The sequence below is a fragment of the Nocardiopsis protaetiae genome, from assembly GCF_045446735.1.
GTDB lineage: Bacteria > Actinomycetota > Actinomycetes > Streptosporangiales > Streptosporangiaceae > Nocardiopsis > Nocardiopsis protaetiae.
Map to the genome: position 1 here is coordinate 1 of NZ_JBJJBV010000198.1, position 12,611 is coordinate 12,611.

The following is a 12,611-nucleotide window of genomic DNA, read 5'->3' on the forward strand; positions in this document are numbered from 1 at the left end:
AGCACCGCTCCCGGGCCCCCGCCGCCCGCCTTCTACCAGGGAGGCACCCCTCCTACCAGGGCAGCACCCCGTGGGCGTCCGGGTCCGGCGCGCCCGCCAGGTGCCCCCAGAGCACACCGGTCGGCCCGTCCCCGGGCAGGGTCGCCAGGTGCAGCACCACCCGCGCCCCCTGCTCGGCGGTGCGCGGCCCGGAGTTCCCGTTGAGGTCCGTGGCGCAGTAGCCGGGGTTGGCGGCGTTGACCTTGGCCCCGGTGTCGGCGAGCGCCCTGGCGTACAGGGTGGTCGCCATGTTCAGGGCCGCCTTGGAGGCGGGGTAGGGGACACCGCCGAGCATTCCGAAGAACGGGCTCCGCGGGTCGTTGAGCAGGCCGATCGAGCCGATCTCGCTGGACACGTTGACCACGCGGGGCGCGGGCGAGCGGCGCAGCAGGCCGAGGAAGGCGTCGGTCACCGCCACCGGCCCCAGCAGGTTCACCTCCAGCACCTCGCGGAAGGCGGCGAGGTCGGTCTCCCCGGGAGCGCCCCGGCCCAGGGCCACGCCCGCGTTGTTGACGAGCACGTCGAGGCGCCCGTGTTCGCGCTCCACCCGCTCCGCGGCCGCCGCGACGCCCGCGGCGTCGGTCACGTCGATCTCCAGCGGGTGCGCGTCGATCCCCTCCTTCTCCAGCGCGCGTGCCGCCTCGGTCCCGCGCCCGGTGTCCCGGGACCCCACCAGCACGGTCATGCCCTCCCGGCCGAGCAGCCGCGCGGTCTCGAATCCGATTCCCTTGTTCGCCCCGGTGACCAGGGCCGTCCTCGTGTTCGTCTCGCTCATGCCGCCATCGTGCGCCCGCCCCCGGCCCGGGCATAAGGGAACTCCGCAGCGTGGTACCGGCGGTACCACTGTCATCCGGTCCGGGATCGGGCAGGCTGGAGGGCGAGGGAGAGGAGACGTCATGGACCGCACCGGACTGGCGGCGTTCCTGCGCGCCCGCCGCGCCGGGCTGACCCCCGCGGACGCGGGCCTGCCCGACACCGGGCGGCGCCGGGTGGCGGGCCTGCGCCGCCAGGAGGTCGCCCAGCTGGCCGGCATCTCGGTGGAGTACTACGTGCGGCTGGAGCAGGCCCGCGGCCCGCACCCGTCCCGGCAGGTGCTGTCGGCCCTGTCCCGCGCCCTGATGCTGGACGCCGACGAGCGCGCCTACCTGTTCCGCCTGGCCGACGCCGAGGCCCCCGCGCCGCGCTCCCCGAACCGCGAGGTGTCCACCGCCGTGCGGTACCTGATCGACGGCCTGCCCGCCACGCCCGCCTACGTCCTGGACGCGGGGTACGAGGTGCTGGCCTGGAACGCGATGGCCGTGCACTTCATCGGAGACATGGGGAGCCTGCCGCGGGAGCGGCGCAACATCGTCGAGTGGATGTTCTCCCGGCCCGAGCGGGATCCGAACTGGGAAGACGAGAACACCGACTGCTTCGCCCGCTACTCGGTGGCGGACCTGCGCGCCGCCTACGCCCGCTACCCGCGGGACCCGGACATCACCCGGCTGGTCACCTCGCTGCTGGGGACCTCGGCGCGGTTCCGGGAGATGTGGGAGTCGCAGGTGGCGCGCGAGCGGCGCGGGTTCACCAAGAGGATGGACCACCCGGTGGTGGGGCCGCTGGAGTTCGAGTGCCAGGTGCTGCACGTTCCGGACGGGGACCAGCGGGTGATGCTGTACTGCCCGGAACCGGGGTCGGCCACCGAGCGGGCGCTGCTGCGGCTGCCCGGGCAGGCGCCGCCGAACCCCGACGGGGCGCCCGTCTTCCGGCCGGGCCGGGCCCCGTGCGGGCCGGGGGACGTGGTGGAGGTCCCGGCCCCGGGGGCGGTGCGCCGTTCGGCCGGGACCGTGTGACCTCGGGCGCTGTCGTGATCACGGAGAGCATGTGTAATCTTCCTTCGGGTCACGAGTGAGGGGAACGCCATGGACGGTCGCACCGGGAACGGTCGTCTGCGGCCCTCGGCCGTGCTCGGCGACCTCGTGCGCGCCGCCGTGCCGCCGCTGCTGCCCGCCGGGCTGGCGGCCGCCGCGGCCTGCGCCGCGTTCTCGGCGGGGGCGGCGACGGGGACCCCGGTGTCCCCGGTCCTGCCCGTCCTGGCCCTGGCCGCCCTGGGGCTGGGCGCCCCGGTCGCGGTCGCCTCCGCCCTGCTGGTGGGCGCGGCCGCCCTGGCGGGTCGGCGCGCGGACCCGGCCGGGGTCCGCCGCCGCGCGGTGCGCGCCGCCCCAGCTGTCCTGCTGTGGGCGGCGCTCCTTGCCTCCCCGGCCGCGGCCGCGCTGTTCCTGGACCCGGCCCCCTGGCCCACCGCCGCGGTGGCCGCCGCGCTGCTCCCGCTGCTGCCCGCCCTGCTGTTCACCGTGCCGGTCGCCGTGGTGACCGGCCGCCCGCCGCACCGGGTGCTGCCCGCCACCCTGACCCCGCGCGGGCTGCGCGCGCTGCTCAGCGGGCTGCGCTCGCAGGTCACGGTCCCCGAGCACACGGGGGCCCGGCCGCCCATCGCCGCCCCGATCCCGGTGGCGCTGCTGCTGGGGACGGTCGTGGTGTCCGGCGCCGCCTGGGGTGCGGCGGGCCCGGACGCGCAGGCCCCGACCGGTCCGCAGACCGTGCACATCGAGGCGTCCGACGGCGCCGAACAGCGCTTCGCGGTGGACCTGGCCGTCCCGGACCGGGACGCCCGGGCGGGCGCCCGGATCGGCGACCACCAGGTGGACGCCTACTGGCGGACCGGCCCGGCCGAGCGCGTCCCCACCCTGTACCTGCGGGTGTGCCCGGTGGCGGACTCCTGCGAGGACGACACCCCGGGAACGCTGGACGTGACCGCCACCGGCCCCGACTCGATGCGGCTGGTCGTGCTCTCCTGCGCGGAGGCGGGCTGCCCGGACACCGGCCAGGGCGGCGTCCCCGGCGGCCCGGACCCCGAGCCCGAGCCCGCGGACCCCGCCGACGCGATCGGCCGCCACACCACCCCCGCACCGGACACCGGCCCGGCCCCCGGGTCGGCCGACCCCTCCTGCACGCCCCCGGCCTGCACCCCCCACGCCTGACCGGCGGGGCCGCCCGAGGCCGGTGACCGGCGGCCCCGGACCGCGCCCCGCGGGAAAGGCCCGGGCGGGCAACCCCGGGCGGACCAGCGGCGTCATCATCACGTTCGTCCCCTTCATCCCCCGGAGCACCCCGTGTCCCTGCCGTCTCCAACCCTGCCCTCGACACCTGTCACTCCGGCACCCCCGCGCACGTTCGCCCTGGTCCGCGAGGGGCTCCAGCACGGCGGCGGGGCCCTGGTGGCGGCCGCGGCCGTGTTCGTCCTACCGGGCTGGGTGCTGCTGGGCGTCGTGATGGTCGGCGAGGAGCTGTACCCCGTGGACCCCGCCGCGGTGGGCCCGCTGGACGGTATCGGCCTGGCGGCGGGCCTGAGCCGCATGATCGGGCTCCCGATGCTCCTGGTGTTCGCCGTCCTGCTCGGCTTCGGACACCGGGTGGGCCGCCCGGTCGGACCCGGCGGGGCACTGCTGGGCACGCTGCGCCGCCTGCCCGCCCTGCTCATGTGGGTGCTGCTGAGCGGCGCCGTACCGGGCGTGCTGCTCCTCGCGGCCGCCGCGCCCGCCCTGCTGTCCGGTCTCTCCCTGCCGGGGATCGCGGTCTCCGCGGTCCTGGTCCTGCTCTGCCTGCCCGTCGCGGCGGCCGTGTACCTGTCGCTGCCGACCGCGGTGCTGCACGGGACTCCCCTGGGTGTGGGGATCCGTGACTCCTGGCGGCTGGCGAAGGGGCGGCGTACCCGGTCCCTGCTGGTCCTGCTGTCCTCGGCGGCCCTGCCGTTCGCGGCCTACACGGTGTCCGTGTTCGCGGTGCTCGTCGGTACGGACCTCCTCGGCGGCGACGCGGTCCTGGGGGCCGTCCTGGCCACGGCGGTGCAGCTTCCGCCGTCCCTGTTCCTGGAGCCGGTGGCGGCACTGATGGCGGCCTCGCTCGCCGTTCCGCGCGCGGCGCGGGGGTGACGGGGCCGGGGCGGCGCGCGGCGGACGCGCGCCGCCCCGGGTCGGACGGTGGATCGGATCAGCCGGTCTGCTCCACGCGGACCCAGTCGATCTCGGCCTGGACGCCCCCGGCCGCGATGCGGTCGACGCTCTCCTGGGGCAGGCCCCAGTAGGGCTCGGTCACGCCGTTGTAGCCGGCCGGGTAGGCGCCGCCCAGCGCCAGGTTGAGGATGATGTAGTGGTCGTGGTCGAACACCCACTGGCCGCGGGTGGACTCCAGCTTGGACCGGGTGGTCTCCTGCACCAGCACGTCGTCCACGTGGAAGCGGGTCGCGGTGGGCGTCCACTCCACGGAGTACTCGTGCCAGTCGGTGGCGCCGCCGCCACCGGGGTAGGTGTGGCTCTCGCCGACGTTGCCCTCGGCGGAGTAGCCCGGACCGTGCAGGCTGGTGCTGGCCCAGTCGTTGTAGCCGATGTTCTCCATGATGTCGATCTCGCCGGACCCGGGCCAGGAGACGTCGGGGTCGTCGACGTTGCTGCCCAGCAGCCAGAACGCGGGCCAGAACCCGTCACCGGTCGGCAGCTTGATGCGGGCCGAGACGCGGCCGTAGGTGAAGTCGAACCTCTCGAAGGTGTCCACCCGGCCCGACGTGAAGTCGAAGGTCCCGGCGTCGTTGGTGACGCAGCCGCCCGGGCAGTGGTTGCCGTGCAGCACCAGGCTGCCGTTCTCCACCCGGATCGTGTCCGGCGAGTCGATGTAGGCCTGGGACTCGCCGTTGACGGTGCCCATGGTCTCGCCGGTGGTGACCACCCGCCAGTTGTCGCGGTTCAGCTCGGTGCCGTCGAAGTCGTCGAAGAACACCGTCGAGTACTCACCGCCCGGGTCCGCGGGCAGCTCCGGGTATGCGGCGGCCCCTCCCCCGGTGCCCCAGACCTCGATCTCGTACAGCGAGTACCCGAACTGGGCCAGGTGCGGGGCCGGGTTGTGGAAGGAGCGCCGTTCCAGGCCCTGGACCCGGACGTAGCGGCCGGTCGCCGGGGTGTCCAGGACGATCTCGTCGTGCACGCCGACGGCCTGCCCGGGGGTGCCCACGTCGGCGCGGCGCGCCTCCACCTCGGCCGGGGAGGGCCGGTGGACGGTGGTCCAGTTCGAGCGGTCGTCGGAGACCTGGACCTCGTAGTCGACCGCGTAAGCGGCCTCCCAGTGCAGGTCCACCCGGTCGATCACGGCCGGGCCGCCCAGGTCCACGCCCACGGAGCGGTTCGCGCTCCAGTCCGAGGACCAGCGGCTGACGTCGCCGGTGAGGCCGTCGGGGACGCCCCCGTCGGTGATGTAGGCCGGGGAGTTCCCGGCGTGCTGGTAGAGGTCGCCGAAGGTCGGCTGGTACAGGGCCAGGTTGGCGCGCTCGGCGGAGCCGCCGGCGGGGGTCCCGCCGAGCACCGTGAACGACGGGACGGCGTAGGTCCCGGTCGCGGACTCGATGCCGCGCAGCCGCACGTAGCGGCCCGACACCTCTTGCGGGTGGGTGTGGACCGCGGCGGTGCCGCCGGTGCCGGAGTTCTCCTCGAAGAAGGTCGTCCAGTCGGACCCGTTCTGCGAGACCTCCAGGGCGTAGCGCTCGCCGAAGCGGGCCTCGTCCCAGGCGATGCGGACCTGGAGGACGCGCAGCGGCTCACCGAGGTCGATCTGGAGCCAGGCCTCCTCGTCCGCGTCGGAGACCCAGCGGGTGGCGGGGTCGTTGTCGAAGGCGGCGCCGGGACCCTCGGCCCCTCCGGCGTCGCCGGAGGACGTGGCCGCCGCGGGGTCGGCGAGGTAGGCCTCGTGCGCGCGGTCGGTGTCCCACGCGGCGAGGGTGGACGGGGGTTCGGCGGCCGCGGGGGGCGCGGCCATGGAGACACCGAGCACAGCGCTCAGTGCCATTGCGGCCACGGACAGTGACCTCTTGTTGGTGTGCACTTCCCTTTTCCTTTCCTGGGGGGTTTCGGATGCGGGAGGAAGTGGTCTGTGGTGGCGGGGCCCCGGTCGCGCCGGGGCCCCGCCCGCCGGGGTCAGCCCTTGATCGCCCCGGCCGTCATGCCGCCGCGCCAGAAGCGCTGGAGGACGATGATCGCGATGATCAGGGGGATGACCGACAGCGCCGAGCCGGTGACGACGTTCGTGTACATCTCGATGTCGCGGCCCTGGTAGGACTGCCAGGTCACCATGCCCAGGGTGATCGGGTACAGCTCCTCGTCGGCGAGCATCACCAGCGGCAGGAAGTAGTTGTTCCAGATGCCGACCATCTGGAACAGGAACACCGTCACCAGCGCCGGGGCCATCATGCGCAGCCCCAGCGTGAAGAAGATGCGCCTCTCGCTCGCGCCCTCCAGCCGGGCCGCCTCCACGATGGAGTCGGGCACCGACGCGTCGGCGTAGATCCGGCACAGGTACAGGCCGAACGGCGAGATGAGGCTGGGCAGCAGCACCGCGAAGTAGGTGTTGGCCAGGCCGATCTGGCTGAACAGCAGGTACAGCGGCAGCGCCGTGGCGGCGGCCGGCACCAGGACGCCGCCCAGCACCAGGCCGAACACCAGGTCGCGGCCCCTGAACTCGTACTTGGCCAGCGCGTACCCGGCGGCGGCCGCCAGCAGGGTGGCCAGCAGGGCGCCGACCACCGAGTACAGGATGCTGTTGAACGTCCAGCGCCAGTAGATGCCGCCGTTGACGGCGAGCACGTCGCGGATGTTGTCCCACAGCGCGAACTCGCTGCCGAACCAGAACCCGAACGAGTCGAACAGGTCCGAGGTGGTCTTCGTCGAGGTGATGAAGACCCACAGCACCGGGATGATGAAGTACGCCGCGAACAGCGCCAGGATTCCGGTGACGAGGATCTTGGAGGCCAGGGGCGCGCCGGTGGCGATGCCCTTGCCCGTCTCCTTGCCCGTGCGGCGGGCGGGGGTCTGTGCGGTACCGGTCGTGGTCATCGCTGACGGTCCTTCCTGTTGACCAGCCAGAGGAAGCCGAAGGAGAGCACGAACGCGGTCAGCGCCACGATGACCGACTGGGCGGCCGCCACGTTGTAGTCGTTGCCGGTGAAGGCCGAGGTGTAGGCCGCCATGTTCGGCGTGAACGCCGAGTCGATGTTGACCGTGAACTTGGAGATGATCTGCGGCTCGGCGAACAGCTGGAGGGTGCCGATGATCGAGAAGATCGTGGTGAGCACCAGCGCCGGCCGGATCAGCGGGATCTGGACCTGCCAGGCGATCTGGAAGGGCCCGGCGCCGTCGATGCGCGCCGACTCGTACAGCTCCGAGGGGATGGTCTTGAGCTGTGCGATGAGGATCAGCATGTTGTAGCCGATGAACAGCCACGTGATGATGTTGGCGATCGACCACAGGACCGTGTTCGGCCCCAGCAGGTCCAGCTCCAGGCCGACCAGCCCGGCGACGTCGATGATCGGGGACAGGCCCGGCGTGTACAGGTAGCCCCACAGCAGGGAGGCCACCACGCCGGGGACACCGTAGGGCATGAAGTACAGGGCGCGGAAGAACCCGGGCCACTTGGCGGACGCCGACTCCAGCAGCAGGGCCAGGACGAGCGCGAGGCCGAGCATGACCGGCACCTGGATGACGCCGAACAGCAGCACGCGGCCGATGGAGTCGATGAACGTGTCCTGGGCCAGGGCGCGCGCGTAGTTGTCGAACCCGACGAAGACCGTCTCGCGCCCCTCCTCGCCGAACAGGCCGTGCCTGCGGACCTGGAGGAAGCTCTGGTAGACGGCGTAGAGGATCGGCAGGACGAAGCACAGGAGGAACAGGGCCAGGAAGGGCGTGAGGAAGGCCCAGGGGATCAGCCCCCGGGTCCGGAACGCGGAGCTCCGGGCCGGGGCGGGTGCGGTCGGCCTCCCCGCGGGGGGCGCACTGCGCGTGGTCGTGGTCATGACGCGCTCCTCACCGACAGGCCCTTGTTGCGGATGTCCTCGATGGTGTGCCGCTGGGCGGTGGCGAGGGCGTCCACGAAGGAGGTGCCGTCGGCCACGGCTGCCCGGAAGGCGTCACCGATGTGGTTCTTGGTCCTGGACAGGGTCGGTCCCCACACCCATTCGGAGGGGATGTGCTGCGTGGCGTCGGAGACGATGCCGGTGTAGTTCTGGTCGGAGAAGAAGGGGTCGGCGCCCTGGTTGCGCACCGAGTCCTCGTTGACCTTCTCCGAGGCCGCCCAGCCGATGCCGCATTCGGTGATCATGGCGTCGACGGCGCGCTGGTCGGTGCTGAGCCAGTTGGCGAACCGCACCGCCTCGTGCGGGTGCGGTGCGCCGCTCAGGACCACCGAGGCCGATCCGCCCCAGGTGCCCTCGCGGCGGGGCTCGCCCGGCCACTGGGGCATCCCGGCGACCTTCCACCTCCCCGGGTTGTCGGGGTCGTTGCCGCGGATGATGGCGTCGCCCCAGCTGCCCACGGTCCAGGTGCCGATGGTGCCGCGCTGGAGCCCCTGGAACCAGCCGTTGGTCCACACGGCGTGCGTGAGGTTGAGGGCCTTGTCGTGGACCAGCGGCTCCCAGAACTCGGCCACGCGCACGGAGGCCTCGTCGACGAAGTTCACCGTCCACTCGCCGCCCTCGGTGCTGAACCACTGGGCCCCGGCCTGCATGCACATGCCGGCCAGCCAGTCGGCGTCGCCGACGGGGAAGGACTCCAGGTGCTCGGAGCCGCCGGTGTCGGTGGCGACCTTGCGGGCCGCCTCGGCGTACTCCTCCCAGACGGTGGGGGCCTCGCCGATCCCCCACTCCTCGTACTTGTCGGCCCGGTAGAAGTACATCAGCGGGCCGGAGTCCACCGGGATGCCGTAGTGGCCGCCGATGTGGGACGCCTGGAGCCACTGCCACTCGTCGTAGAGGTGGACGTGGTCCATGGCGCCGTAGCGGGTCAGGTCCTCCAGGCCGTTCTCCACCAGGAACGAGGGGATCTGGAAGAACTCGACCTGGGCCAGGTCCGGCTGGTTCCCGGCGACCAGGGAGTTGAACATCTTGGCGTACCCGCCGTCCAGGCCGCCGGGGATGGTGACGGCGCGGACCTGGATGTCGGGGTGCTCCGCGTTCCAGATGTCGGCGACCGCCTGGAGGGCGGGCCACCACGTCCAGTAGGTGAGCGTGATGTTCTCGTCCGGGTCCTTGGGCGGGACGAGGGGGCGCTCGCCGACCGGGCCGACCGTGGCGGCGCATCCGCCGAGCGCCGCCACGGAGCCGATGGCCGACGCCGTCAGCCCCACCCGGAGCAGACCGCGCCGGGACATCCCGGGCAGTGAGGGCCCGCGCCCGGTCGTGCCGACCGGGCCGGTGCGGGGGATGGGAACTTTCATGCTGTCTCCTCGGAGAAGACCGTGCAGGTGTGGAGGGTGGTCAGCGCACATCGAAGGAGAGCCGGTGTGCGAGGGCGCGGCTGGAGGACCCGACCGCGAGGCGGTAGGTCCCCGGCGGAGTGCGCCACGAGTGCGTTGCGGGATCCCAGACCGCGAGGGCGCGCGGCGGGACGTCGAGGTGGACGGTGGTCTCCGTCCCGGGTTCGGCCGCCACCGGCGCGAACGCCACCAGGGAGCGGACCGGGCGCGGGAGGCCGTCGGGGTCGGCGGGCGGCTCCAGGTAGACCTGGACGACGTGGCGTCCGGGGCGGTCGCCGGTGTTGCGCAGGGTCACGGTGAGCCCCACCGGGGCGCCGCCGGGGTCCGCGGCGACGGGTCCGGGGGTGTCCAGGGCCGCCCCGGTGAACTCCCAGGTGGTGTAGCCCAGGCCGAAGCCGAAGGGGCGGTGGGGTTCGCGGCCGTCGCGGTCGTAGGCGCGGTGGCCGACGAAGACGCCCTCGTCGTAGGTGTGCACGCCGTCGGCCGGGCGGGTGTCCAGGACGGGCACGTCGTCGTGGTCGCGGGGCAGGGTCCAGGGCAGTCGGCCGGTGGGCTCGGCGCGGCCGGTGAGCGTGTCGGCGAGCGCGTGCCCGTACTCGTGGCCGCCGAACCAGGACCACAGGACGGCGGGCACCTCGTCCAACCAGGGCAGCAGGACCGGGGCCCCGGCGTTGACGACGACCACGGTGCGGGGGTTGGCGGCGGCGACGCGGCGGACGAGTTCGTCCTGGCGGCCGGGGAGGAAGAGGGTGGGGCGGTCGTAGCCCTCGGACTCGACCTCGTCGTTGGTGCCGACCACGACGACGGCGACGTCGGACTCGGCGGCGACGCGGACGGCCTCGGCGATCTCGTCCTCGGTGGAGGGGCCGGGCGGCCGGTGGCGCAGCTGGGCGATGACGCCCCGGCCGAACCCGCCGAAGTCGCTGACCTCCAGGTCGAGTTCGACGGAGACCCGGCGGCCTTCCTCCCCTTCGGGGACCTCCACGGCGACGCGGGGGCCGTCGGGGTGGCTGTGCCGGGACTCCAGGATCTCGGCGTCGGTGGCCGGGTGCCCGCCCCGGGCCCGGACCTCGCCGTCGATGCGGACGGTGTGGCGGCCGACCACGCCAACCTCGATGTGGTGGACGCCCTCGCCGGTGAGCAGGAGTTCGGCGCTGACGCGGGCCCGCTCGGCGGCCGGGTCGGCGACGCCCAGGTGGAAGGCGGGGCCGTCGGGCTCCGGGCCGGCGACGACGGCGCCCTGCGCGTCCAGGAGGTCGACGGTGAGCCCGGCGACGGCCTCGGGGGCGGCGACGGGCAGCAGGCGGCGGGGGTCGCCGCCGCGCAGGACGGTCAGCTCGACGTCCGCGGGCAGCGCCTCACGCAGGCCCTCGGCGGGGCCGACCAGGTACTTGGAGTTGACGTGGGCGCTGCCGCCGCCCTGGGTGTAGGCGTCGACGGCGTTGGGGCCGATGAGCGCGACCCGGCGTACCCGGGCGGGGTCGATCGGCAGGGCGCCGTCCTCGTTGCGCAGCAGGACGTGGCCGCGGGCGCCCACCTCACGGAGGATGACGCGTTCGTCCTCGCCGTCGACGGCGGACGAGGTGTCGCCGTCGAGCTTGCCGACCCGCCCGGCGAGCCGGAGCAGGCGCACGACCTTGTCGTCGATGACCGACTCGGGGACCTCGCCGGAGCGGACGGCGGCCAGCAGGGCGTCGCCCTCGGCCCAGGGGCCGCGCGGGCCGGGCATGACCAGGTCGAGTCCGGCGTTGGCGGCGGGCGCGGCGCTGCGGGCCGCGGTCCAGTCGCTGACGACGACGCCGTCGAAGCCGAGTTCGTCCTTGAGCAGGTCGGTGAGCAGGCGGCGGTGCTCGGTCATGGTGGCCGACTCGGTGCCGTCGTCGACACCGTTGTAGGCGGCCATGACCGTCCAGGCCCCGGCGGCCAGGGAGGCCTCGAAGGGCGGCAGGTAGACCTCGCGCAGGGTGCGCTCGTCGATGCGGGAGCGGTAGGAGGTGCGCTCGTGCTCGGTCTCGTTGCCGATGAAGTGCTTGGGGCAGGCGCCGACGCCCTCGGACTGGATCGCGCGGACGAAGGCGGCGCCGAGCTCGGCGGTGAGGTGGGGGTCCTCGGAGAGGCACTCGAAGTGGCGGCCGCCGACCGGGGAGCGCTGGAGGTTGAGGACGGGGGCCAGGACGACGTCGACGTCCTTGCGGCGAGCCTCGGCGGCGAAGAACCGGCCCACCCGCTCCATGAGGCCGGTGTCCCAGGCGGCGGCGACCGCGGTGGGGCTGGGGGTGCTGGCGGAGTGCTCGTCCTGGGTGGCCTCGGTGCCGCGGACCCCGGCGGGCCCGTCCGAGACGGTGATCGGGAGCAGCCCGGCCTCCGGGCTCCCGTGCAGGACCCAGCCGGTGCGGCCGGTGAGCAGGCGAACCTTGTCCTCGATCGGGAGGCGGGTTACGCGGCTGTGAAGGTCTGAAGTCATATGCCCCTGGCCCTGTGATCTCTGTCTCGTGTAGGGGAAGATTAGTTACTTAATGTTCATTAAGCAAGAGGGGCCGACAAGTTGTCGCTAACGTTGACGGCACGGCCCCGCCCCCGACCGGTACGGGTACGAGAAGTGGAGAACAGCCATGAGTGAGACACCCCCCGCGGCCGACACACGCAGATCAGGCGGCCAGGCGCCACCGCCGCGGCGACGGGTCAACCGGCGAGAACAGATCCTGCGCGCGGCCGCCGACGTGTTCGCCACCCAGGGGTTCCACAACACCTCGCTGGCCGACATCGCGACAATGCTCGACATCACCCCGGCGGGCGTCCTCCACCACTTCGGTTCCAAGACGGACCTGCTCACGGCGGTGCTGGAACTGCGCGACGACACCGACCCCGCGCCCGAGGGCAGCCCGATGCTGGACCACCTGGTGACCACCGCCAAGCGCAACTCCGAGCGCCCCGGCACCACCCAGCTGTACGCGGTGCTGTCCGCCGAGAGCGCCACCGAGGACCACCCCGCCCAGGGCTGGTTCCGGGACCGCTACACGGTGCTGCGCCGGGAGATCGAGGACGCGATCCTGGACCGGCTCGGCCCCGACCAGCGCGGGCAGGCCGGTGCGCCCGGACCCGACGGGCACTCGCCGGCCGGGGCGGCGGCGGCCGCCGTCATAGCGGTCATGGACGGACTCCAGGTGCAGTGGCTGCTGGACCCCGAGGCGGTCGACATGGCCCTGGTGACGGAGACCGTCATCGACGCGCTCGTGGCTCGGCTG

At 73.5% G+C, this 12,611-nt stretch carries 10 protein-coding genes; 4 read left to right on the forward strand and 6 right to left on the reverse strand.

From position 1 onward, the window contains the following. Nucleotides 1-52: 52 nt before the first annotated feature. On the reverse strand, nucleotides 53-814 hold the full coding sequence (locus ACJOT3_RS25080; RefSeq protein ID WP_406975558.1) for an SDR family oxidoreductase: 762 nt from the start codon (nucleotides 812-814) through the stop codon (nucleotides 53-55). 121 nt (nucleotides 815-935) lie between these two features. Here ACJOT3_RS25080 and ACJOT3_RS25085 point away from each other — a divergent pair, with 121 nt between their 5' ends. The 3 genes from ACJOT3_RS25085 (at nucleotide 936) to ACJOT3_RS25095 (ending at nucleotide 4,010) form a co-directional block, all read left to right on the forward strand. Next, complete coding sequence (locus tag ACJOT3_RS25085; RefSeq protein ID WP_406975559.1) at nucleotides 936-1,871, forward strand: helix-turn-helix domain-containing protein; 936 nt, start codon at nucleotides 936-938, stop codon at nucleotides 1,869-1,871. 69 nt (nucleotides 1,872-1,940) lie between these two features. Beyond that, nucleotides 1,941-3,059 (forward strand): hypothetical protein, encoded by a 1,119-nt coding sequence (locus tag ACJOT3_RS25090; protein WP_406975560.1) that lies wholly within the window; start codon nucleotides 1,941-1,943, stop codon nucleotides 3,057-3,059. A 132-nt stretch (nucleotides 3,060-3,191) separates the two neighbouring features. Beyond that, nucleotides 3,192-4,010 (forward strand): hypothetical protein, encoded by an 819-nt coding sequence (locus ACJOT3_RS25095; RefSeq protein WP_406975561.1) that lies wholly within the window; start codon nucleotides 3,192-3,194, stop codon nucleotides 4,008-4,010. Between the two features lie 58 nt (nucleotides 4,011-4,068). On the opposite strand, the gene ACJOT3_RS25100 is transcribed toward ACJOT3_RS25095, so the two are convergent. The 5 genes from ACJOT3_RS25100 to ACJOT3_RS25120 all read right to left on the reverse strand — a co-directional run bounded on the left by ACJOT3_RS25100 (nucleotide 4,069) and on the right by ACJOT3_RS25120 (nucleotide 11,830). Continuing rightward, complete coding sequence (locus ACJOT3_RS25100) at nucleotides 4,069-5,910, reverse strand: discoidin domain-containing protein (protein ID WP_406975562.1); 1,842 nt, start codon at nucleotides 5,908-5,910, stop codon at nucleotides 4,069-4,071. A gap of 128 nt (nucleotides 5,911-6,038) precedes the next feature. After that, complete coding sequence (locus ACJOT3_RS25105; protein WP_406975563.1) at nucleotides 6,039-6,953, reverse strand: carbohydrate ABC transporter permease; 915 nt, start codon at nucleotides 6,951-6,953, stop codon at nucleotides 6,039-6,041. After that, nucleotides 6,950-7,909, reverse strand: a complete 960-nt coding sequence (locus ACJOT3_RS25110; protein WP_406975564.1) for a carbohydrate ABC transporter permease — start codon at nucleotides 7,907-7,909, stop codon at nucleotides 6,950-6,952. Before ACJOT3_RS25110 ends, ACJOT3_RS25105 begins: the two co-directional genes overlap by 4 nt. Further along, nucleotides 7,906-9,327 (reverse strand): ABC transporter substrate-binding protein, encoded by a 1,422-nt coding sequence (locus tag ACJOT3_RS25115; RefSeq protein ID WP_406975565.1) that lies wholly within the window; start codon nucleotides 9,325-9,327, stop codon nucleotides 7,906-7,908. Before ACJOT3_RS25115 ends, ACJOT3_RS25110 begins: the two co-directional genes overlap by 4 nt. A 40-nt stretch (nucleotides 9,328-9,367) precedes the next feature. Further along, nucleotides 9,368-11,830 (reverse strand): beta-glucosidase, encoded by a 2,463-nt coding sequence (locus tag ACJOT3_RS25120; protein ID WP_406975566.1) that lies wholly within the window; start codon nucleotides 11,828-11,830, stop codon nucleotides 9,368-9,370. Between the two features lie 148 nt (nucleotides 11,831-11,978). Here ACJOT3_RS25120 and ACJOT3_RS25125 point away from each other — a divergent pair. Further along, a partial coding sequence (locus tag ACJOT3_RS25125; RefSeq protein ID WP_406975567.1) for a TetR/AcrR family transcriptional regulator occupies nucleotides 11,979-12,611 on the forward strand: 633 nt, incomplete at its 3' end.